This is a genomic window from Phaeodactylibacter xiamenensis (assembly GCF_000759025.1).
GTDB lineage: Bacteria > Bacteroidota > Bacteroidia > Chitinophagales > Saprospiraceae > Phaeodactylibacter > Phaeodactylibacter xiamenensis.
Genome location: NZ_JPOS01000075.1, coordinates 62388 through 83902, shown reverse-complemented (window position 1 = coordinate 83902; position 21515 = coordinate 62388). Strand labels below are relative to the sequence as shown.

The following is a 21515-nucleotide window of genomic DNA, read 5'->3' as shown; positions in this document are numbered from 1 at the left end:
GCAAGTGCCAGGATTAACGTACGAGGTTAACCCCTCCCTTAAACAGGCGGACCTCCCCATCTACGAAACGTATTTGGGCAAAGTAGGTAAAATGGCCAATATTCATAGGCTGCCCCCTGAAGACGCCATTCCAGCCATATTGCGGGTCATTGGGCGGGAACTCCTGCATTTGGAAAACTTTTTCCCCCCAGCGGCTGTAAATCTCAAAGTTTTCCACCTCAACCACATCGCTGCCTGCATAAATCAGGAAGAAATCATTACTGCCATCTCCGTTTGGGGTAAAAGCATTTGGGATATACACCTGATAATCGCGGATCACCCGAACGAGCAGGTTGTCGGTAGCTGTACAGCCAGCGGTGTCGGTTATGGTAGCAAAATAACGGATGGTACTCTCTGGCTGGTCTATCCAGGAAAGGCATTGGTCGCAGGCAGCCGAATCCTGTGGCTCCCACAGGATGGATGTCCATTCTCCATCCCGGAGGTTGGTTAATGCATTCAGGAAAACCTCGTCGCCGAGCCGGATTTCCTGATCTTCTCCCAATTGAAGCTGTGGCAGGCTGCCTTCTTCCAATAGAATGGTCGTTTCATATTCACAACCCTCCACATCCTGAATGAGCAATTCGTAGGCACCACTGCCCAAACCGGAGTATCGGGGCTCCATCGACAGCGCCCCCCCGTTCAGGCTGTAAAGATAAGGGCCGGCCCCTCCGGTTACGGAAAGGACCTGTATTTGCCCGTTTTCGTCTTCGTAACAGATGGGATTGACAGCTGATACTTCTGCCCCTGCAAGGGTGTTGGGGTTTTCGGCAACCCAGACCTGAGCGGTATCAGCACAACCGTTTACTGCGTTTTGCACGATCAACTGATAGTTTCCGGGCGTAGCCACGGTTTGCTGCAACACCCCGTTCGCGAGCCCGCTTTCCGGACCGGACCAGCTGTAGGTCAGCTGATCTCCCGCAGAGGAACCAGAACCGTCCAGCATAACCGTTTCGTTGATACAATCAATGGCTTCAGGGGCCACAATCAGCGCCACAGGAGGCAGGGTATCAATAGTAATTTGGATAGAGTCTGTAGCAGAACATCCGTTAACAGGATCCGTAACAGTCAGAAAGAAGTGCCCGGGCTCCACTGTGGTATAATTAGGCAAATCTGCTCCGGGAATATCTCCAAGGACCGCTTCGGACCATTGCAGCATCGGCTCTCCGTAAACGGCATGCACCGATGCTTGTATCAAAGAAGAAGTGGTATTGCAGTCCAAATCGGGCGCATTGGGGTTGATGACCACTGTTGGGATATCATAATCCCCCTGTACAGAGACTGCTTCCACGGCAAAACAACCGGTTGCAGTGTCCGTAACCATCAAACTGAAGTCCCCGACGGCGCTGGCTTCGTACACCAGATTGGTAGCACCGGAAACAGGCTCCCCATTGGTGTCCAGCCATTGATAAACGGTGGTGGGCCCATTTTGAGAACCTGAACCCGTCAGGGTTACCGTAGGGGTGTTACAGTCGAGCGTGTCTTCCACGCTTACTGCCACAGCGGGTGTGTAGCTGTTGTCGGTCACTTCTACCGCACTGAGCTCAGACACACAGCCGGTTTGCAAATCGGTGACCACCAGGCCATACATACCAATTTCGGAAACCTCCGGATTAGGATTGTTTTGGTTGCCGGAATTTATACCGGGACCGGTCCACATGAAGCTCAGGAAATCAGGCGGAGCCACTTCCGGCCCAATAAAGACGGATCTCGTATCACAGTCCATGGCTTCGTTTTCTCCTGCATCGGCAAGGGGCAAAGTGGTCAGGTCCACTTCAAAAGTATCTATGGCAATGCATTCATTATCACTTTGGGCACGGGCCGTGTAGAACCCTTCCGCTGACACCTGAATGGTCGTCGTAGTTTCCCCTGTAGACCAATCCAGAAAAGTACCGTCTGTGGTGACGCTTAATTCATTGGAGGTGCCCTCGCACAGTACGCTTTGCCCGGAGATATCTACTTCAGGATTGGCGTAGGGCTTGATTTCCCATTCTGCGGAGTTCATGCACCCTACAGTATCCTGTACAGTCACAGCATAGACTCCTTCCTCAGTCACCGAAATTTCCCGGCTCGTCATCCCATTGCTCCACTGATAGGAAGCATAACCTTCTTCAGCAGCAAACACAGCTGCTCCCGCGGGGCAAAACCCGGTATCCCCCTCTATCTCTGGAGCGTCGACCACAAAGACAAAAACCGCCGTTACTGCATTCGCGGTGCACCCGAGGCTGTCCGTAACCACCACACCATAGCCGCCCTGCTCACTAACTGTAATTTCATTGGTGGTGGCCCCATTTGACCATTGTACAGCTGCCCACTCCCCTTCCACAGAGATGGTGGTGGAACTACCCAGACAGATGTTTTGTGCCGGCGTCAATTCCAGATCGGGCGTAGGCTGAATGAAAACTTCAGCAGTATCAATTGCAGTACAACCATTCTCATCCGTTACCGCAAGGGTGTAAATGCCGGGAGATTGCACATTAATACTCAGGTCTTCTTCTCCGTTGCTCCACAGGTAAGACTCAAAGCCTGCCTGAGCTTCAATCTGGAAGCTTTCCCCGTCACAGCCAGCCTGGTAAACAGGCAATTCGGGGTCAGGTAATGGAAAGGCTGTGATTTGTATGGTATCAGCAGCTGTGCAGCCTGCTGTATTTGTAACCGTCACAGCAAAATTACCGCTTTGGGTGACAGGTATACTCGATGTCGTCTCCCCTCCTGACCACTGATAGCTGGTATGGTCGCCCGCATTTAGGAAAATGGAATCGCGCTCGCAAAACGGTGCAGCACCGGTGATCTCCACATCAGGAGCAACAGAGGCAATGACAATAGCATTTGCGGAACTTACGCATCCGAAAGCATCCGTCACTGTAACCATATAGGCCTGTGGGTCCGTCACCATAATCTGACTGGTCGTATCCCCGGTAGACCACAAAAAGGTATAATCATTATCCGCTACGCTCAGCGCGTTCGCTTCTCCGGGGCATACACTGAGGTCACCTGTAATGACTGCCTCCGGTTCGGGTATTTCTTCAACAATAATAGCGGATTGGGTGGTACAGCCTTCAGGGGTGGTCGCTGTTAAAATGTAACTGCCAGGCACATCCACTTCAATTTCTGATGCCGTCTCTCCGGTAGCCCACTCGTAGGCTAAACCAGGCCCTGCAGGCACCCCGATAACCACAGCGCCATCCTCGCAGTACCAGGCTGAATCAGGCAATGCCACCTCTGGCAAATCAATAACCTCAAAGTCAAAAGTAGCGGTATTTGAACAGCCATTATCCCCTGTAGCAGTGACCAGATAGGTGGCGGTACTATCTGCTATAATTTCGGAACCCCCAGCACCAGAGGACCAGATATAGTCCATCAGCCCCGGCGTTGCCTGCAACGTGGCGCTGTCCGTAGCGCAAACGAAATCCGGCCCGGTAATTTCAATAGCTGGCAGGGCCAATTCCTCAACGGTGAATATGGAGTCGCGGATACACCCATTCAAATCCAAAACAGATACCTGATACAGGCCGGGAGCCGTAATAATTGCATCTGCTTCCTCACTTCCCGTTGACCAGGTCACAAAGGGGTACTCAGCGGGGGCAACAGACAGGGTTATGCTGTCGCCCTCACAGAATGTTACAGGCCCCTGCAAATTGATATCCGGTAACGGGTTTTCTGCCACCGCAACGGCGAAGCTGTCCTGACAACTGTTCGCATCCGTAACAGTCAGGTAATAAAGCCCGGGAGTAGTCGCTTCAATTACAGCCGAGGTATCCCCGGTTGACCAGCTGTATTGGGTGAAACCGGGGGCTGCTTCCAGGTCCACGCTGCCATTCGTGCAGAATGCTGCGCTGTCGGGCAGGTTGGCTTCCGGCAATGGCACCTCTGTAATTTCCGTATTGGTTGTGCCTGTGCAACCGTTAGCATCTGTTACCGTTAGCCCATAGGTGCCTGGCGTGGATACATCAAGGGTTGGGGCATTGACCGCACCCTCCCAGCTGTAAGTCGCATAAATAGCGCTGGCAGACAACTCCAGGCTGCTACCTACACACAGGCTCGGCCCACCCAGGATCTCGGGCACCGGCAAAGGCAGGGTTTCTGCCACGGCAGAATCGACAGCCACACAGTTGTTCGCTCCGGTAATGGTCACGTAGTAAGTCCCGGCGGCATCTACTGTGACCGAAGGCCCGTTACCGGGCACCGACCACTGGTAATCAGCATAACCGGTATTGGCTTGTATTTCGGTGTCTTCATTTTCGCAAAAGGTGTAAGGCCCGGCCAGCCCGCTCACCGGGACTGCTTCCTCCTGCACCAGGATATCGTCGGTGGCGGTACATCCAAATTCGTTAGTCACCTCAAGCTGATAGGTACCTGCACTGTCCACAACCGTTGTGGCGGTTGTGGCTCCGTTACTCCAGTGGTAAGTTGAGTAAGTACCATTGGCACTGATCTCTACCGAGCTGTTGGCGCAAAAGACGGCTTCTTCATCCAGCGTGAGCTGAGGGTTGGGAAATTGCGCCACTATGGCATCCGTAGTGCCGGTACAGCCTTCCTGAGAAGTTACGGTAACGCTATAGTTCCCCGGAGCATTCACCACCAGCGTACTGTCTGTGCTGCCACCATTCCAGAACAGGCTTGAGTACAGCCCTTCCACAAACAAACTAACGGCACCGCCCTCACAAAGGCTGGTATCCCCGCCGATTTGCGGTTCCGGCTCGGCAAAAGCAACGACATCCAGCGTATCTGCCCCAGTGCAGCCATTTCCGTCCACCACAGTCACACTGTAGGTACCCGGTGCTGTTATGGGAAGGGTAAAGTCCTGATTGGTCCCCCCCCAATCTACTGAAACGTAGGGGTCCACACTCAACACCCCGGTAGCATCCGGGCAAAGCCCCACCGGGCCAAAAATTTCAGGCACCGGCGGTAAAAATGCCTCAACTTGTATGGAATCAATAGCAGTACAGCCCCGGTCATCCGTGACGGTAACGCTATAGGAACCAGCTTCTGCAATAGCAACAGCCGGGCCAGTTGCACCGCTACTCCAAACATAATTCGAATACACCTGGCCCACGAAGGCAAAGACGGTATCTCCCGCGCAAAGGCTTTCGGCATTAACGATGGCAACATCCAATGTAAGCGGATCGTACTCTGTGACCTGCAGGGAATCTACGCCGGTACAGCCATTGGCCGCCGTAACGGTGACCAGATAGGTACCGCCTTCCTCTACGGTGATGGTATTAGTGGTGTCACCGGTAGACCAGAGGTAGCCTTCGTAGTTTTGCACCGTCAGCAGTAAGCTGCTGCCTCCATCACAGAATACGGTATCGCCATCCACCTCGGGCAGAGGGGCATCAATAGCCAACAGTTCGGTATCGGCGGAATAAGAACAGCCAAAGGTGTCTGTGACGGTCACGGCATAGTTGCCTGTAGAATCCACTACCAGCAAGCTGTCTATACTGCCATCAGACCATTGATAGGCGGCCCAGGATTCAGAAAGTGCCAGGGTGGCATTTCCGTCCGGGCACAGACCAGGAGGGGAAGCAATCTGTGGCTGTTGAGCCGGTACTTCTTCGATGGTTAGCGTCGTATCGCCCTGACAACCGAATGGGTCCGTCACTCGCAACAGGTAATTACCGGGCTGATCTATCACCAGAAAGCTGTCTGCTGAAAGCCCCACCCAGCTGTAAGTATCGTAACTGCCCTGAACAATCAGGGTATCGGTTGTGCCTTCACACAGATAGGGACCACCGTCAATGATGGGCGCAGGAGTAGGGATTTCGGTAACGGCCACTTCCCGGATGATGGTACAACCGCTACCCGGTGCAGTGACGGTTACGGTGTAGGTTCCGGGCTCATCCACCACAATAGCCGGATCGGTGACCGAAGTGGACCATTCATAAGAAGCAAAGTCAGGCCCGGCGTCCAGCGTCAAATCCGAGCCTTCACAGAAAAAGGCTTCAAAGCCAACCATGATGGTTGGAGAAGGCTCAATGCTTAGGGTCATCGTATCGGAATTGGTACAGCCATCGGAGCTGACTTCAAGGATGTATTCGACGGTGCCGGAAAAGTTATCCGGGAAAACAGCCTGTGGTGTCGGGCTTGTGGGGTCATCAAGGTAACTCAGGGCTTCCGGGGTACCCATCCAGGTATACGTTTCGAAGCCCGTAGCGTAAGTCACCTCACTGTTAAGGGTAAATGGCACATTACCAGAACAAAGCGCCGTGTCCTGATCAAGGGCCACCACCTGTAATTCACAGTTGGGATTGGCCGTGCAATCGAAATAATCTGCCGCCTGGCCGGAAAAGGAGATGCTGAAGCCGTCTGACTCAGACTGCTCCCCACCTACCCCGTAGAATTCATTGATGTAGAGATAAAAGCCCTGCCCGGGCTCTACAACCATGGGCGCTACATATCCATTGGCCATAGCACCGGTTTCGTCAAAGAAGATCCCTTCTGAAAGGTCGGTTTCCCCATTGCCTAATCCTGTAAACGGACAAAAACCACACTGAAAAGTCTGGGTTTCCTCCACCGACCAGGCATAAGAACAGCGGTCGGGCTCTCCAAGGCTGTCACAGCGGGTGTCGGCAGCAAATAATGCGAAGTCGTAGTCGACATCACCGCCTTCGTAAGGAGAAATGGTAAAAAGGAGATCGCTGCCCGGTGGCATGTCATTGCGAAAGCGAAAATAGAGCCATACGCTGGAAGACTCGCCAGTCTCATGGCACCCAATAGAGTTATCGGAGTTTTGAAAATCGTTGAGCTCGCCCGGAGAGTCCGGAACGTCAATATTTCGGTCGCCACAAACCACTATCGCACCACTGCAATCGGAGACGTTCTGCGCGATCATCCAAAGGGGCAGCACGGTCAGGGTTAGGATCAGACGGCTTTTGAGATTACAACACCGCATCAATATAGTTTTTCATTCCGGCAATAGCCAGCAATGGATGCCAGCAATTATAAAATGCTATGCATCATGGGATTATAACTCTTCCGGGGCTAATAGGCAAGTGTCTTGTTTATCGATCTGAAAGCGGTTGTGTTCCTGTTTAGTACGCTGTGTTGGGAGCTGTACCCAGGTATCTGGTAGATAAAGACAACTAATTCGGGGGGGTGAACACGATACAAATATAAAAAAAGTTAAACAGTAATCCCATCATTTGGGAAAACAGCCCGAATAATTCTCTTTTCCTGCTTTGATACAAGACACCTGAGCCCGGTGAATTGCTGCCTGATCGTTATAAAACTAAAATATAATTTTATTCTGCTTCTGTAAACATTTGCTTTACAGAAACTAAGACAACCCCCGGCGCTTCATTTCTTCATGAACAAGGCGGTGTTCCCGGGTCATATCACCGGTCACGGAGGAATTCTCCTCGGCTCTGCGGATCAGATAAGGTACGACTTCCCGTACCGGGCCATAGGGCAGATACTTCCCTACTTTAAAACCGGCAGCAGCGAGGTTGAAGGTGAGGTTGTCGCTCATGCCGTAGAGCTGGCAAAACATCAGGTGGGGATGATCGCGCGAAATGCCCTTACGGTGAATCAACTCAGCCTGCAGTAAATTGCTCTCAGCATTGTGAGAAGCATTGCAGGAGGCAATACGCTCGTAATTGTCAATACAGAATTTCACTCCGGTGTTGTACGCATCATCGGTTGCGGCTTTTGTGGGGTGGATGGGAGATTCATAGCCATGCTCCCTTGCCCGGGCTCTTTCCTTTTCCATGTAAGCCCCCCGTACCAGCTTCGCGCCCAAAATATAGCCATTGCGTTCGGCCTGATTGTAGGAGCTAATCAGGTATTGCAGGCGGTCCTTCCGGTACATTTGGAAGGTATTGTACACCACTGGCTTTTCCCGGTTATAACGGCGCATCATCATATTGACAAAGTGGTCGATCGGATCCTGTATCCAGGACTCCTCCGCATCAAAAAATACACTGACGTCCTTTTGAGCAGCGATATGACAGATCGCATCGATACGCTTCAGGATGTTTTTATACTCCGATCGTGTCTCTTTGGTAAAGGCTTCTCCCTCCTGTATTTGCTTGAGCAGCCCAAAACGGGCCATGCCAGTCACCTTGGTGCTCACCACGGGTACATGATCTGCTTTGGCAGCAAATTCAATAGCGCGGATGGTTTCGTTCATCGTCTGATTGTACTCCTCTTCAGAATCCTTGGCCTCTGCCCCGTAGTCCAGGATAGTCAGGCATCCTTGTTGAGCAAGTTTACTGATGGAAGGCTGACTGTTCAAAAGCGTAGTGCCCCCGCAAAATTGCTCATAAATGGTATTTTTGACAATCCCTTCCACAAAGGGCAGGTGCATCCTAATAGCCGCCAGCCCCAGTTTTGAACCGATGCCAACGAGCCAATGCCGGTTCATCATGCCAAAAATCCAGGCAGACTTGCGCAGCTCTTCATCGGTTTTGCCTGCAAAGGCTACCTCGGTATTGGAAAAATCAACAATGGGTTCTTCCTTGCTATTGATGACTTCATCAACGGCTTTCTTCATTCTTTCTATATCCTTCACAGGTTTACCTATCTTTTCCATGAATGTAATTTGGTCCGGTTAAGGGCTATCCCAAGGTAAGCTATATTTATCATTTTTTAATATCTCGTTCGGTCCAAATTGCCCACGCCGCTTCGGCTTGCCCATGCAGCATTTGCAGGCCATTCATAGCTTTTGCCCCCTGCTTCAGCCCCAATTCCATAAATGCGGTGGAGGCGGGATTATAGACCAAATCGTATAAATAATGACTGCTGCCCAGCGCATGATAGGGTAATTCGGGCTTGCCTGCAGTATGGGGAGACATACCCAGCGGCGTGGTGTTGATGAGGAGTTCGTGAGCGGCTATCATTTCGGGCGTGACCTGCTCGTAGCTCAGCCGGTGATTTCCAGGTGTGCGCGATACCATTTTGAACGGAATCTCCAGCCGGCCTAAAACAAAGGCTACCGCTTTGGCTGCCCCACCGGTCCCCAACACCAAGGCCCTCAGGCCGGACCAGCTTCCCCGGGTGGCTTCCAGCCAACTGCAAAGGGAGGTTTCAAAGCCCACCACATCGGTATTAAAGCCCTCCAGCTGATCTCCGCTACGACGGATTGTATTCACAGCGCCAACGGCGGCCGCCCCTTCTGACAGTTTGTCCAGATACGGCAAAACGGCCTGCTTGTAGGGGATGGTCACATTTAGCCCGACCAGGTTGGGGTGTTGTTGCAACAGTTCCGGCAGGGCTTCGATTTTACGGATGGGAAACAGCTCGTAGCAGGCGTCAGTGATATCGGCTTTGGCAAACTTCTCCGAGAAGTATTGTTTGGAAAAAGAGTGCGAAAGCGGATATCCGATCAATCCAAACAGCCGCTCATATTCATTCAATGGCTTCATCAAAAACTTTTTTACAGCCCGCGCTTATCTAACCGGTCCAGTGCGAAGACAATCGCCAAACCGGCCACCATGCAAAGGAGCGCGCCTGCCAGGAAGGAAGGCCCAACCTCTGAGGCGTACTGCCCCGGCATCAGGTTGACTTCTTTGATGACTTTGTCCACCATCATGCCTGGCTGCAGCTCTACCATTTCACCCTCCTCGGTAAGGCCAAGCACAGCTTTGCGCCAGGGCCAGATTTTGTTAAGGGAGCCCAGCATAAAGCCAGTCAGGACGGCCAGGGTCAGGTTGTGGTAGTGTTTGAATGTCCAGGACAAGACCCGGGAGAAAGTCGCCAGGCCCAACAGGCAACCTGCGCCGAAAACACCAAGGACAACAAGACTCTCCGGCGCCAGCGTTTTGAGCGCATCCTTAATAGTCGGTATAATAATGGTGTACATCCCCATCAGCAGGAGGATGAAACTGCCGGAAATACCCGGCAGGATGAGTGCTGAAATGGCAATCATACCCGATACAAATACCAGCCCCAAATGGGTACTGCCTTCCGAAGGGCTGGCAATGGTGATAATGTAGGCGACAAGTGTTCCGACTACCAGGCCGACCACTTCAGTAGCCTTCCAAACGCCTACCTGCCGCCCAATGTAAATGGCGGAGGCGATGATGAGCCCAAAAAAGAAAGCCCAAAGCTGTATCGGATAATTTTCCAGCAGATGGGTAATGCCAAACACGCCTACTACAATCCCGAAAACCATACCGCCCAGTAAAGTTAGCAGAAAGGCTCCGTTGGCTTTGCTCCATGCACCTGCCAAACCTTCCCTGCCTAGAGTGCGCCAGACTTCAGGGCCCAGGATGTGTTTGATGGTCTCAAGCAGGCGCTCGTAAATACCAGTGATGAAAGCGATGGTACCGCCGGATACGCCCGGTATGACTTCTGCCATGCCCATTGCCATGCCCTTGAGTGCCAGTCCGATTGTTGCTGTCCAGTTTTTCATGGCAGCAAAGCTAAATATTCAATCTGAAAAAACCGGCCTTTTCTGGTCAGCGCCTTCTTTATTCCGCTGTGGCGATCATAGCAGATTTTGCTTCCTGCACACCAGTGCTTAATCCGTAGGGGTAGGATGCCCTGCCTGAAAACTGCTGCCATTGCTCTGCTGCGTAGGTGCGTATGTCTGAAAGGCGGGGAAAATCGTATACCAATTGCCCACGGTCGAGGACAGGGACTAAAAGGTCCTGCCCGTTTGTGGCTTCCAATGTCAGGTAGCGGTTTTGGCTTTCCTCCCATAGCTGCGCCCCCTCGAATCCATGCCGGATATCATAGAGGACATCCCCCTGATATTGACCCTCTTTTTCGGACCGCCAGACCTGCAAAATGCCGGGATGAGAAGATTTTACAGCTTCCTCGGACCGCTTGATCCGGTCTTCCCACTCTCCATGCTCATTTTGTATGCCTGCCAGTTTGTAAACGCCGCCCAGAGCCGGGTCTCCGTGCCCGGTTGCCAGGCGGGTGCCAACTCCCCAAACGGTAATTTTGGCGCCTTCTTTTTTCAATTGCGCAATTCGGTACTCGTCCAGGTCATTGCTGGCCACAATCGCTGCATTTTTGAAACCGGCTTCGTCCAGCATTTGGCGGGCTTTCTGGCTCAGAGCGGTCAGGTCGCCGGAGTCGAGGCGAATGCCATTCATTTCGTACCCTTGTTCGCGCAGCCACTGCCCTACCCGTATGGCATTGCGCACCCCGGCTTCTGTATCGTAGGTATCGACCAGGAAAATGCAGTTGCCGGGTAAGGTCTGGGCGTACTGCTGAAAAGCCAGCAGTTCATCTTCGTAAGCCATCACCCAGCTGTGGGCGTACGTACCCTTGACGGGAATGCCGTAGATGCGCCCCGCCATCACGTTACTTGTGGCGTGCACGCCACCGATGTAAGTGGCCCGGGCCGCCGTCATCGCACCGTCCAGCCCCTGAGAACGGCGCATCCCAAACTCCAGTACGCTGTCGCCCTGCGCCGCATCCACAATCCGGGCAGCTTTGGTCGCCAGCAGGGTGGAGAAATTGATCAGCGTGAGCAGGCCGGTTTCCACCAACTGGCACTGCAGGATAGGCCCCTCCACCCTCAGCATCGGCTGATTGGGAAAAGCCGCTGTACCTTCCGGCATGGCGTGCACCGTTAGTTCAAGCTCCATGCGCTGCAGGTGGTTGAGAAAGGCTTCATTGAACAGAGGAGCGCCGGTCGACCCCTTCAAACCACCCAAATACTGAATGTCCGCTACGGAAAACCGGAACTGCTGCAAAAAGTCAACAGCGAGCTCCAGGCCCGCACTTATGGCAAAGCCATTCTGAAACGGTGGCTTCCGGTAAAAGAGATGAAAGTTCGCCTGCCGGTTATGCAGCCCTGATTTCCAATACCCGTAGGCCATAGTCAACTGATACAGGTCGGTCATCAGACCAAAGGGGCCGCGGTAAAGTTGACGGAGGTGCGTATTCGGCATGTCAGTAATAGTTAGTTTAATTTTAAAACTAAGTTAAGTCCTTTAAGGTTGACATGCAAGTAAAATTTTTATTTTCTGCACCTGCTCAGCCAACCCAACGGTATTTTTCCGGGTTTTTATGCGGAAGAGAAAAGCTGTCTATGAATAATTTATTTGTTGTCCCCCTACTTTTGCTCTCCGCTCTGGGTTTCGCTCAATCGGATACCTGGGAAGAGGTCAAATCCTTTGAGGGGCGTTTCCGGGTCCTGGCTCCCGGCACCATGCAGCTGGCGGTGGATACGATGGAAACACCGGTTGGGGCACTGACCTACTATACCTATTACTACCAGCCGCCGGCCGAGGAAAAATCGGCAGAGAACCTGATGTATATGGTCAGTTACTGTGACTATCCGGAGGGCAGTTTGCATGCGGACAGCACAGAATTGCTCGCAGAATTTTTTGAGACGACCCGGGAGTCCGGCGCTTTTTCCATCAACGGCGACCTCATCTACCATTCTGAGCGCAACCTCGGAGATGCAAACGGGCAATACTGGAGGATCGATTATCTGGACGGGAATGCCGTGCTGAAGACTTGGGCATTGGTGGCAGGCCGGCGTTTTTATTCGGTACAAACAGCGACCGTTGCCACCCGAAGCCTCAACCGGTCAACCGACCGCTTTTTCGAGAGCTTCGTCCTTATTGAGGCGGAGCAGCCTGCTCCACAAAAGCCTTAGCGTGCCGGATAGCGTCCGGAAAGAAGGCATTGAACTCTGTATTTAATTCCTGAAAGTGGCTAACCATGGTATCAAGGGCACCGGCGAGCAGCTCAGGGCGGCTCACCCGGTGGCTCATCCGCCTGAAGGTGTAGGCAATGCCATTGTGAGTAGCGTAGGTCTCGAGCCAGTTGTCCGCAATCATTTTGGGGACGTAGGTGTGAACAGGCTCGGGCATGAGGTGGTGATGGCGCTTCAGGCAGGCGTAGGTATCCAAAATAAAGTCAGACAGCGGCTGCTCTGAGTAGGTGGACCAGTTCAGGGCAAGGAAATAATCGTAAAACACATCAATGATAACGGGTGCATACTTGGAGTGGCGGTCGTACATCCGCCGTACGCCCTTCAGCACTTCGGGGTGCTGATCGGTGTAGGAATCAATGGCACGGTGCAGGGCTACGCCTCTTTGCACTGCCGGCGGTAATTGACTCACCTGCGCATTATTGAGGTAGTCCCCCAAAAAGTTGCCCACCATAAGGTGGTCGTCTTTACCGGAGAGAAAAAAGTGGGCGAGAAAATTCATGAATTAATAACGCTGCTGAACCCGGAGAGTTGCAGACTCATCCTTACTTAAGGTACGGGCACGTCCGGAGTCTCGGGCGCGTTCATGCCCAGAAAATCAAGCATCGCCTCAGGCAGCAGCTCGGTAAGAGCCAGGTCAGCGCCATAGGTCAGGTATCCAATCAGAGCGATGTGGAACAGGAGGGTAAACAACAACGCCTTGGAACGGATGGCGCGGGCACTACGGATAGATTTACTTTGGTAATACATAGCCATTGGGTTTTGGTACGGTGAGATAACGCAGCCCGGACTGCATATATTTTTTACTAAAATGTTAAGAGCACTTACATCGTTGCCACAGTGGTGGTTATCATGACTGCAGTCAGCATTTCCTGAACGGCCTTGCCAACTTCTTCCTGCATTTTTTCGCCATCCGTGAGTTGCTCGATCCGGGCTTTGGCTGCTTTGCGCTGAGCTTTGTCTTTAATCATCTCTGCATAAAGCTCACACTTCAGGATAATGACCAGCAGCATGCGTTCCTTTTTATCAGGCTCGGTGGCTTCGTCCAGCATTAATGCCTTTAGGCGCTGCCGCAGTTCATTTTCAGGCGCTGCATCTTTGGTTGGATACCGGTCTACGGAAAAAACCCAGAGCACTTTGCCTTCGGTTTTCTCCAGTACGCCTTCCTGCACCAGTTTGTCTACCGTCAGTTGACGGAGTTTGCCCAGGCGCTGTACGCAGATATGTATCCAGTTGGAAATCCGGTCCGGCTTTTTGCGCTTTGCGATGCGTTCGATGAGGTTATTGAGGGCCCGGCTGTCGGTAATGGCATTGGTAAGCAGATGAACGCGGCCGTCCTCAATTTTAATGCGCTCTTCGAGCAGGAGGTCGATCATAAAAGCAGCGCCGAAGGCGTAGTTGATATAGCCCCCGGCGTGCGTAAAGTTACCTTTTTCGTCGTCCAGGCTAATCAGTGTAATGGCTTCGTGCAGGTAAAGGTCCATATCTTTTTTGAGGGAATATAAGCTTCTTTACCAGATGATGCCAGAAAACTCTACCGACCAGTGCCCTGTTTATAGTTCTCCAAGGCGAGATTAATGCATTTTGACTTGCTCTTTTTTCCGCTCGCTGCGTTGAAAAGCCTCGCCGACTTCATCGTGGGGCCCCTTATCCCCACGCTTCGTGTAGGCTATGCCTGCGTTTTTCGCCTTGCGAGCGAAAAAAATACCTGCGTCAACTTTGCACAAATCCTGCCTTGGAGAACTATAGATGAATCCTATTTAAAGTAGCTCTTCCATTTTCCGAATGCTTTCTCAAAATCTTCCTGAAATTCCTTCCATTCCTCCTTGGCTTCACTCTGCCATTCGTTAGTTTTCTTTTTGAGTTCAGCAATGCGCTTTTGGGCTTCTTCCCGGGCTTCCTCGTACTCTTCTGAGGCTTCTGATTTGGCATTGGCGGCCAGCACATCCATCTGAGCCCGGAACCGCATCAGGCGATCTTGTAGCGAACTTGCGGCTTCTGCCGAACCGGCTTCGCCTTCTTCTGCTGCTTTTTTGGCTTTAGCCTGAAGGTTATCTAAAGTGGAGCCGAAGGCAGCCTGTTGTTCTGCAAGGTTTTCAGCAGCGGCTGTCTTTGATTTTTTGAGCTTCGCCAATAGTTCGTCATATTCTTCCTTTAGCTCTGCCCGGGCTTCCCCGAACTCTTCTTTCACTTCGGCTTGCTGCTCTTCCAGCCAGTGCTGAAGGCGGGTTTTCTGCTTTTCAAATTCCTCGGCGGCTTCTTTTTTGCCCAGATTGAACTGTACCTGCAGTTGCTCCAGGTCGGATTGCCATTCTTTGAGGCGGTCTTGCATGCGTTGCTTAAGTGTAGACATAACGGTTTGGTTTTATCATTGAACAAGGAAAGTCGACAGAATGCTCACCCGGATTGAGCAAAATTAGATACAACCGAAAATCCAATCGACCAATCGAATCGTAAGTCTGGTAATTTTTTCACCCGATAATACAAGATTCATGAAAAACCTTACCCTTCTTTTGGCTTTACTAATTTCAGTTCAGCTCTTAGCCCACAACGATGACGATCCCGTGATTGGCTTTCAGTCTAGCGAAATCAGCTTAGGAAAAGCGAAAAAACTGGGTTACCCCCTACCCTATGGCAGCCGCGTTGACCGACTCTACCCGGGGACGCCGGCACAGGTGGCTGGGCTTCAGCCCCTGGACTATGTTTATGCTGTTAACGGACAAACCGTCAGTAAGCAAAAGGGCCTGAGTGACCTGCTCGAAGATTTTGTACCGGGCGACAAAGTCGATATTGGTTTCTACCGTAAAGGCGAAGCACTAAGCCGGACCTTATTTTTGAGCCGGCGTGGAGATTTGGATATGCCGCACCAACCAAATTCAGAAGATCCCTTTCTCGGCATCAGCCAGGTTCATGATGAACTTCCAGAGGGCGTAGCCGGTGTGCCGGTCAGCGTAGTGCATAACTCTACCGCTCAGGCTATGGGGCTGAAACGCGGCGACATCATTACTGCCATTGATGGCAACCCGGTAGCGGACTGGCACGACCTTAGCCCGATGATCGACATGCGGAAGGTCGGAGACCCCATACAAGTGTCTGTTTACCACAACGGGGAAATATTTACCCGCAACCGCCCCATTAAATCTCAGGCCGCTACCCACGGCAACCACAGCAGACCTAACGGACCTGAAATCATTCAGCCTCAGGAAGATGATTTGCCGCCTGTTCCTCAGGTTGAGCTTCAGCCTGTTACGCGGCAGGAGGCGACCGTTCTTCCCATCTCTGTGGTGAATGCCCCTTCCGGCATTAGTCAGACGGTCGCCTCAGCGGCAGAGGTTCAGGAGCCGGTAGTTCGTAATTTGGCCATTGAAGCCCTGAATATCTTCCCAAATCCCAATACCGGTATCTTCGATATACAGTTTGAGCTGCCGCAGCGGGGCGAGACAGCGGTATACATTTACAATCCGGCAGGGCAAACTGTTTATTTTAATACGCTGGGCGAGTTTACAGGGACTTTCAGCGACCGTATCGATATTGCGAACGGCGTCCGCGGAATTTACTTCCTGGAGATCCGGCAAGGCCCGCGCTCGCTTACCCGCAAAGTCGTTTTGCAATAAGGCTACAAATAACACAGGCTCGCCCCGAAACCGGAGCGAGCCTGCTTATCATTCAGACGTTGACTGTCACAGCTTAGCTTTTCTTGTCTTCGTCTACTTCTTCAAATTCTACATCAGTGACATCATCCGCACCACCTGCATCAGCACCGGCATTGCCTTGTGCCTGATCAGCAGTAGCGCCTTCGGCACCGCCTGCCTGCTGAGTGGCGTTGTAGATGTCCTGACTGGCTTCCTGCCATGCGGCATTCAGCGCTTCAGTTGCTGCGTCGAGGCGGTCCAAATCTTCAGCTTTGTGGGCTTCACGAACGTCGGCTACTGCTTTCTCGATTTTCTCTTTCTTATCGGCTGGCAGTTTGTCACCGTATTCCTTCAGCTGCTTTTCGGTCTGGAAAGCCAGGTTGTCGGCAGCATTCATTTTTTCGATGCGCTCCTTCGCCTTTTTGTCCTCGTCGGCATTGGCTTCCGCTTCAGCTTTCATACGTGCGATCTCTTCCTGGGAAAGACCGGTGGAAGCTTCGATGCGGATAGACTGTTCTTTGCCGGTACCCTTGTCTTTGGAAGCCACCGTTAAAATACCGTTGGCGTCCATATCAAAGGTCACTTCAATCTGAGGTACGCCGCGTGGTGCCGGTGGAATACCGTCCAGGATAAAGCGGCCTACTGTACGGTTGTCCTTTGCCATTGGGCGCTCGCCCTGTAGCACGTGGATTTCCACACTTGGCTGATTGTCTGCGGCAGTGGAATAGATTTTCGACTTCTTGGTTGGGATAGTCGAGTTGGATTCGATTACCACATCGTACACACCACCCATGGTTTCAATACCCAGTGAAAGCGGCGTTACGTCAAGCAGGAGTACATCCTGTACATCACCGCTAAGTACACCACCCTGAATGGAAGCACCGATGGCGACTACCTCATCCGGGTTCACCCCTTTGTTAGGCTTCTTGCCGAAGAATTCCTCGACCGCCTGCTGAATGCGTGGGATACGGGTGGATCCGCCGACCAGGATAACCTCGTCGATTTCACTCTTGTTGAGACCTGCATCATCCAAAGCTTTCTTACAAGGCTCAAGGGTACGCTGTACAAGCTCATCTGCCAGTTGCTCAAACTTAGAGCGGGTCAGCTTCAGCACCAGGTGCTTAGGCACACCATCCACAGCCGTAATATAAGGCAGGTTAATTTCTGTTTCGGAAGAAGAAGAAAGCTCAATTTTTGCTTTCTCTGCTGCATCTTTCAAGCGCTGCAGGGCCATAGGGTCTTTGCGCAAGTCGATATTTTCCTGCTCCTTGAAAGAAGCTGCCAGGTGATCAATAATCACGCGGTCGAAGTCATCACCACCAAGGTGGGTATCACCATTGGTAGACTTCACTTCGAAAACGCCTTCGCCCAGTTCCAGGATGGAAATATCGAAAGTACCACCACCGAGGTCATATACAGCGATCGTGGCATCCTGATCGCGCTTGTCCAGGCCATAAGCCAGTGCAGCCGCAGTAGGCTCGTTAATGATACGGCTAACCTTAAGACCGGCGATTTCACCTGCTTCTTTGGTTGCCTGACGCTGAGAGTCATTAAAGTAAGCAGGAACAGTCACGACTGCTTCTGTCACTTCGCTACCCAGGAAGTCTTCAGCTACTTTCTTCATCTTCTGAAGTACCATCGCTGAAATCTCCTGCGCGGTGTACATCCGTCCGTCAATATCTACACGAATGGTATCGTTATCTCCTTTGACAACCTTATAAGAGGAGCGGTCTACTTCACCTGCCACCTCGCTATACCGTTGCCCCATGAAACGCTTGATGGAAGAGATGGTGCGCTGTGGGTTAGTAATCGCCTGGCGCTTAGCCGGGTCACCAATTTTGCGCTCACCATTATCCATGAATGCGACTACGGAGGGGGTCGTGCGCCGGCCTTCGTCATTAGGAATGACAACGGGCTCGTTACCCTCCATCACAGCCACACAAGAGTTGGTCGTACCTAAGTCGATCCCAATAATTTTACCCATATTATGTGCTTTTGAATTTTGTTCTTTTAGTTTTCAGGCTTTGTAACATCAAGCTACATGCCAAGCCGGGCTGCCTGACACTTTCGCTGAAATCATGGGCTTTTTACTGACAAGTATTCCCGCTATGCCCCGGCGGGGACTGACAGAATGACAAAACGGCAGGAAATGGCAGTGACGATTCTCATCTGCCGGGGACGGAGACCGCCCTATCTTTGCGCAACTTTTAAAATCCGACCTGTATGCTGATCTTCAAGGAATTCACTTTCGATGCTGCCCACTTTCTGCCTAAGGTGCCGCAGGAGCACAAATGCCGCAACCTGCACGGCCATACCTACCGGCTTAAACTTTTTCTGGAAGGCGAAGCAGACCCGGAAATGGGCTGGGTGGTGGACTTCGGAGAGGTAAAAAAAGCCTGGAAGAAGGTAGAACCCCTGCTCGACCATCAGTACTTAAATGATGTGCCAGGGCTGGAAAACCCTACTGTGGAAAATATTGCGCCCTGGATTTGGCGAAAGCTCAAACCCGAGCTGCCCCAACTGGCCAAAATCGAACTTTGGGAAACACCTACGGCGGGGGTAATTTACGAAGGGGAACACTCAAAAGGTTAGTACATAGCCAATGATTAACAATAAGGTATAGCTTCCCCACCAACCTACCGGTGTATAAGCTGCCGGAGCAATACCGAAGCGGTAGTACAGGTAAAGGCAAAGCAATAATTTATCTATAGTGTAAGCAATTACGGTTGCCCAGGCTACGCCCAAAAGGCCGAAGGGTACCACCAGCAAAAAGCCCAGCACCACATTCAGCAACAGCTCCACCAGCGAAAAGTAGAAGACCGCACGGTTGGCGTCCAGGGCTATGAGCACAGTGCGTGGGAAAAGCATCCGGCTAACCAGGATTAGCAGAAAGGCATTGAATACCGGAATGCTGTCTTCAAATGCAGCACTGAACACCCAGGTAAACCAGTATGGGCTGCTTAGCATCAATGCCAGGGTAAGGGGAAAGAGCAAGTGGTAAAGCCTTAGCGACTTCCGGCGCATTACGGGCAGTGCTTCCTGCAAATTAGCGGAGACGGCAGGCAGCATGGCCGTCCCAAAGGCAGCAGCCAGCGCCATAGCGAGCGGCAACTCCCTTGCCCCATACCGAAAAATGGCGAAGATGTCCGGGTCGCCATCAAAATGGTAATTGACCAGCCAGGGGTCGAATGCCAAACTCATTGTGCCCACAGCTGCGTAAAGGACCAATGGCCAGGCGGACAGCAACCATCTCCTCACCGCTTCCCTCTGCCAGCCCCATTGCCCCAGATGGCTCAGGCGGATCAACAACCAGAGGAAACGCAACCCGCCCAGCCCTGCCAGCGCCCAGATGGCCGGGCCCAGCCCCCACCCCATCCATGCCGGATAAACCACCGCGGCGATTTGTGCAGCATAGGTCAGCCCGGCAAACCAAAGTAGCTCACCGGGGCGGTCCCAGAGCAGGTAAAAATTTTCCAGCAGGAAGGTTGCCAGGTTGAGCCAGAGAAACAGCAGGAAAGGAAACAGAAAGGGCAGGTCCGCCTGACCAGTCAGCAGCGGTACCAGCCAATGCCGCCCCCACCAGAAGCCAAGCGTCAGGGCAGCACCGATACTCCCGAAAATCAGGGCTACATTGGTTAGGAAAACTGCCCGCTGTCCTGTTTCCACTTTGCTGAAGCGGGACAGCAGGGCCTGCATGAACCCCGTTACCCAAAAAGAGGTGAGCACATAGCCCAGGTACAATAACTGCTCGTACCAGCCAATGCTTTCCTTGGGCAATGCTGTTTTGGCCAGTAGAATAGAGATTAGGATGGCGCTGCCCTGCCGGGACAAAGCATTGCCCTGCATAGCCCTTACGTTATCAATTTGGAACAGCGCCTTCAACATCCGGGCTTAGAGGTCCCGGACCTCATCCTTAAATACCACCCCGAACTGTTCCAGCTCATCCAATACGGGCTCGTATACTTCAGGGATAACCGGGATATTCACGCCTTTGGACTCAATACGGCCTTCCATGACCAGCTTAACGAATATGCCCAGGGGCAATCCTACCAGTTTGGCCATGGCGGTATCGTTGGAATTCGTCCCCTTCATTACCAAAGTGGAGATCAGTTCTTTCTTTTTACCCTCCAGCTCGTATTCAAACTCGTGCTGCATGATAATCATGTCCTTATCCCTGGGTTCGAGCTTCCACTTTTCCATGAGCAGGTTTTCCAGAATCAGCGCCGGCGTCGCGTTAGCCAGCCCTACTTTCTTCTTGCGGAAAAGCCCCAGCCAGTCCAGCTTCTGCATAACCTCATCATCGGGGTCCAGCTTCAGCAGATCAGCAATACGGTCGCGCACGGATCCTGACTTATTCTGAGGGCTGAGATAGCCTTCCATCAGTTCGTGGTAGCTCACCTGCTCACTTTCCAGAATGGGATAAGAACCATCGGTCAGCCCAATCTTCACCAGGGCATTCCATGCATCACAGAACCCCCGGTAGCGGATGGTGCCCCGAAGGATGTTGGGAATATCTGAAAGCCCGTAAACCTCACGGTAGAGCAGGGAATCACGGTTGGCGTAAACTTCGAACTCGCCCATACCGGGAATATCAACCACCCGGTATTCCTTAAATAGGCGGTTGTAGGGAATGTACTTGTACTTGCCGTTTTCCAGGTACTGTGCAGTACCCTGCCCGGCGAGGACTACGTTGCGTGGGTTCCATGTAAATTTATAGTGCCAGGGGTTATTGTCGCTTTCGGGCGCAATCAGTCCTCCTGTATAAGACCGGAAAGCCGTGATTTTCCCGCCCTTTTCCTTAATCTCATTAATTTGCCGCATGGCCGACATATGATCGATGCCAGGGTCCAGCCCCATTTCCCCCATGAAGATGAGCTCCCGGTCGCGGGCTTCATCCCCAAGGCGGTAGAGTTCCTGGGAGACATAAGAAGCTGTAATGAGGTGTTTTTTGAGCTTAATGCAATCGTGAGCCACCTCAAGGTGCAGGTGGGCAGGCAGGAGAGAGACCACCAAATCGGCACGCCCGATCAGGTCGCGGCGGTCATTTACTTTGGTAACATCAAGCCAGGCGGGGCGGCCGTTGGGGTGCCCTTTTACCCGCGCCTCAGCCAGCTGCGGGTCTGCATCTGCAACGGTCACAAACCAGTTTTTTTCCAGTGCCTGTCCAAGCACATAATTGATACAGGCACTGGAAGAGCGTCCGGCTCCGATGATCAATATATTAGTCATGG

General features: G+C 52.3%; 14 protein-coding genes and 1 pseudogene. 3 read left to right on the top strand and 12 right to left on the bottom strand.

Annotation, left to right across the window (positions count from 1 at the left end; genetic code table 11):
* Positions 1-13: 13 nt before the first annotated feature.
* From IX84_RS18805 to IX84_RS18785, 5 genes are all read right to left on the bottom strand, one after another.
* The gene (locus IX84_RS18805) at positions 14-6928 is read right to left on the bottom strand and encodes a T9SS type B sorting domain-containing protein (protein WP_044224231.1); all 6915 of its coding nucleotides are present in this window, start codon (positions 6926-6928) and stop codon (positions 14-16) included.
* A gap of 384 nt (positions 6929-7312) precedes the next feature.
* Complete coding sequence (locus IX84_RS18800; RefSeq protein ID WP_052516205.1) at positions 7313-8566, bottom strand: proline dehydrogenase family protein; 1254 nt, start codon at positions 8564-8566, stop codon at positions 7313-7315.
* A 49-nt stretch (positions 8567-8615) separates the two neighbouring features.
* Complete coding sequence (locus IX84_RS18795) at positions 8616-9398, bottom strand: shikimate dehydrogenase family protein (protein ID WP_044224230.1); 783 nt, start codon at positions 9396-9398, stop codon at positions 8616-8618.
* A gap of 11 nt (positions 9399-9409) precedes the next feature.
* Positions 9410-10387, bottom strand: coding sequence for a DUF368 domain-containing protein (locus IX84_RS18790; RefSeq protein ID WP_044224228.1), 978 nt, complete (start codon positions 10385-10387; stop codon positions 9410-9412).
* A gap of 58 nt (positions 10388-10445) precedes the next feature.
* Positions 10446-11882 (bottom strand): nicotinate phosphoribosyltransferase, encoded by a 1437-nt coding sequence (locus IX84_RS18785; RefSeq protein ID WP_044224225.1) that lies wholly within the window; start codon positions 11880-11882, stop codon positions 10446-10448.
* A gap of 140 nt (positions 11883-12022) precedes the next feature.
* Here IX84_RS18785 and IX84_RS18780 point away from each other — a divergent pair, with 140 nt between their 5' ends.
* Positions 12023-12595 (top strand): hypothetical protein, encoded by a 573-nt coding sequence (locus tag IX84_RS18780; RefSeq protein WP_152605138.1) that lies wholly within the window; start codon positions 12023-12025, stop codon positions 12593-12595.
* On the opposite strand, the gene IX84_RS18775 is transcribed toward IX84_RS18780, so the two are convergent.
* The 4 genes from IX84_RS18775 to IX84_RS18760 form a co-directional block, all read right to left on the bottom strand.
* Positions 12558-13154 (bottom strand): acyl carrier protein phosphodiesterase, encoded by a 597-nt coding sequence (locus IX84_RS18775; protein WP_044224222.1) that lies wholly within the window; start codon positions 13152-13154, stop codon positions 12558-12560. The genes IX84_RS18780 and IX84_RS18775 overlap by 38 nt on opposite strands.
* 47 nt (positions 13155-13201) lie before the next feature.
* Positions 13202-13402: a hypothetical protein gene (locus tag IX84_RS18770; RefSeq protein WP_044224220.1), complete on the bottom strand. Its 201-nt coding sequence runs from the start codon at positions 13400-13402 to the stop codon at positions 13202-13204.
* Between the two features lie 74 nt (positions 13403-13476).
* Positions 13477-14136, bottom strand: a complete 660-nt coding sequence (locus IX84_RS18765) for a GOLPH3/VPS74 family protein (protein WP_044224218.1) — start codon at positions 14134-14136, stop codon at positions 13477-13479.
* Positions 14137-14408: 272 nt separating this feature from the next.
* The gene (locus tag IX84_RS18760) at positions 14409-15005 is read right to left on the bottom strand and encodes a hypothetical protein (protein WP_044224216.1); all 597 of its coding nucleotides are present in this window, start codon (positions 15003-15005) and stop codon (positions 14409-14411) included.
* A 139-nt stretch (positions 15006-15144) separates the two neighbouring features.
* On the opposite strand from IX84_RS18760, the gene IX84_RS18755 reads away from it, so the two are divergent.
* Positions 15145-16266 (top strand): PDZ domain-containing protein, encoded by a 1122-nt coding sequence (locus IX84_RS18755; RefSeq protein ID WP_044224214.1) that lies wholly within the window; start codon positions 15145-15147, stop codon positions 16264-16266.
* Between the two features lie 73 nt (positions 16267-16339).
* On the opposite strand, the pseudogene dnaK reads toward IX84_RS18755, so the two are convergent.
* Positions 16340-18280 (bottom strand): annotated as a pseudogene (gene dnaK / locus IX84_RS18750) (molecular chaperone DnaK); the annotation flags it as partial.
* A 227-nt stretch (positions 18281-18507) separates the two neighbouring features.
* Here dnaK and queD point away from each other — a divergent pair.
* Positions 18508-18876 carry a 6-carboxytetrahydropterin synthase QueD gene (gene queD, locus IX84_RS18745; protein WP_044224210.1) on the top strand — a complete coding sequence of 123 codons (369 nt, stop codon included), beginning with the start codon at positions 18508-18510 and terminating at the stop codon, positions 18874-18876.
* On the opposite strand, the gene IX84_RS18740 is transcribed toward queD, so the two are convergent.
* Both IX84_RS18740 and IX84_RS18735 read right to left on the bottom strand, forming a co-directional pair.
* On the bottom strand, positions 18865-20169 hold the full coding sequence (locus tag IX84_RS18740) for a lipopolysaccharide biosynthesis protein (protein WP_081968840.1): 1305 nt from the start codon (positions 20167-20169) through the stop codon (positions 18865-18867). The genes queD and IX84_RS18740 overlap by 12 nt on opposite strands.
* A 6-nt stretch (positions 20170-20175) precedes the next feature.
* Positions 20176-21513, bottom strand: coding sequence for a saccharopine dehydrogenase C-terminal domain-containing protein (locus tag IX84_RS18735; RefSeq protein WP_044224206.1), 1338 nt, complete (start codon positions 21511-21513; stop codon positions 20176-20178).
* Positions 21514-21515: the final 2 nt, after the last annotated feature.

What these genes read in the sequence shown, in the direction of transcription:
- IX84_RS18760 (WP_044224216.1), bottom strand. Translation starts at nt 15,005, where the DNA reads ATGTCTACACTTAAGCAACGCATGCAAGACCGCCTCAAAGAATGGCAA.
- IX84_RS18740 (WP_081968840.1), bottom strand. Translation starts at nt 20,169, where the DNA reads ATGTTGAAGGCGCTGTTCCAAATTGATAACGTAAGGGCTATGCAGGGC.
- IX84_RS18780 (WP_152605138.1), top strand. Translation starts at nt 12,023, where the DNA reads ATGAATAATTTATTTGTTGTCCCCCTACTTTTGCTCTCCGCTCTGGGT.
- IX84_RS18790 (WP_044224228.1), bottom strand. Translation starts at nt 10,387, where the DNA reads ATGAAAAACTGGACAGCAACAATCGGACTGGCACTCAAGGGCATGGCA.
- IX84_RS18785 (WP_044224225.1), bottom strand. Translation starts at nt 11,882, where the DNA reads ATGCCGAATACGCACCTCCGTCAACTTTACCGCGGCCCCTTTGGTCTG.
- IX84_RS18735 (WP_044224206.1), bottom strand. Translation starts at nt 21,513, where the DNA reads ATGACTAATATATTGATCATCGGAGCCGGACGCTCTTCCAGTGCCTGT.
- IX84_RS18775 (WP_044224222.1), bottom strand. Translation starts at nt 13,154, where the DNA reads ATGAATTTTCTCGCCCACTTTTTTCTCTCCGGTAAAGACGACCACCTT.
- IX84_RS18805 (WP_044224231.1), bottom strand. Translation starts at nt 6,928, where the DNA reads ATGCGGTGTTGTAATCTCAAAAGCCGTCTGATCCTAACCCTGACCGTG.
- IX84_RS18795 (WP_044224230.1), bottom strand. Translation starts at nt 9,398, where the DNA reads ATGAAGCCATTGAATGAATATGAGCGGCTGTTTGGATTGATCGGATAT.
- IX84_RS18770 (WP_044224220.1), bottom strand. Translation starts at nt 13,402, where the DNA reads ATGTATTACCAAAGTAAATCTATCCGTAGTGCCCGCGCCATCCGTTCC.
- queD (WP_044224210.1), top strand. Translation starts at nt 18,508, where the DNA reads ATGCTGATCTTCAAGGAATTCACTTTCGATGCTGCCCACTTTCTGCCT.
- IX84_RS18755 (WP_044224214.1), top strand. Translation starts at nt 15,145, where the DNA reads ATGAAAAACCTTACCCTTCTTTTGGCTTTACTAATTTCAGTTCAGCTC.
- IX84_RS18765 (WP_044224218.1), bottom strand. Translation starts at nt 14,136, where the DNA reads ATGGACCTTTACCTGCACGAAGCCATTACACTGATTAGCCTGGACGAC.
- IX84_RS18800 (WP_052516205.1), bottom strand. Translation starts at nt 8,566, where the DNA reads ATGGAAAAGATAGGTAAACCTGTGAAGGATATAGAAAGAATGAAGAAA.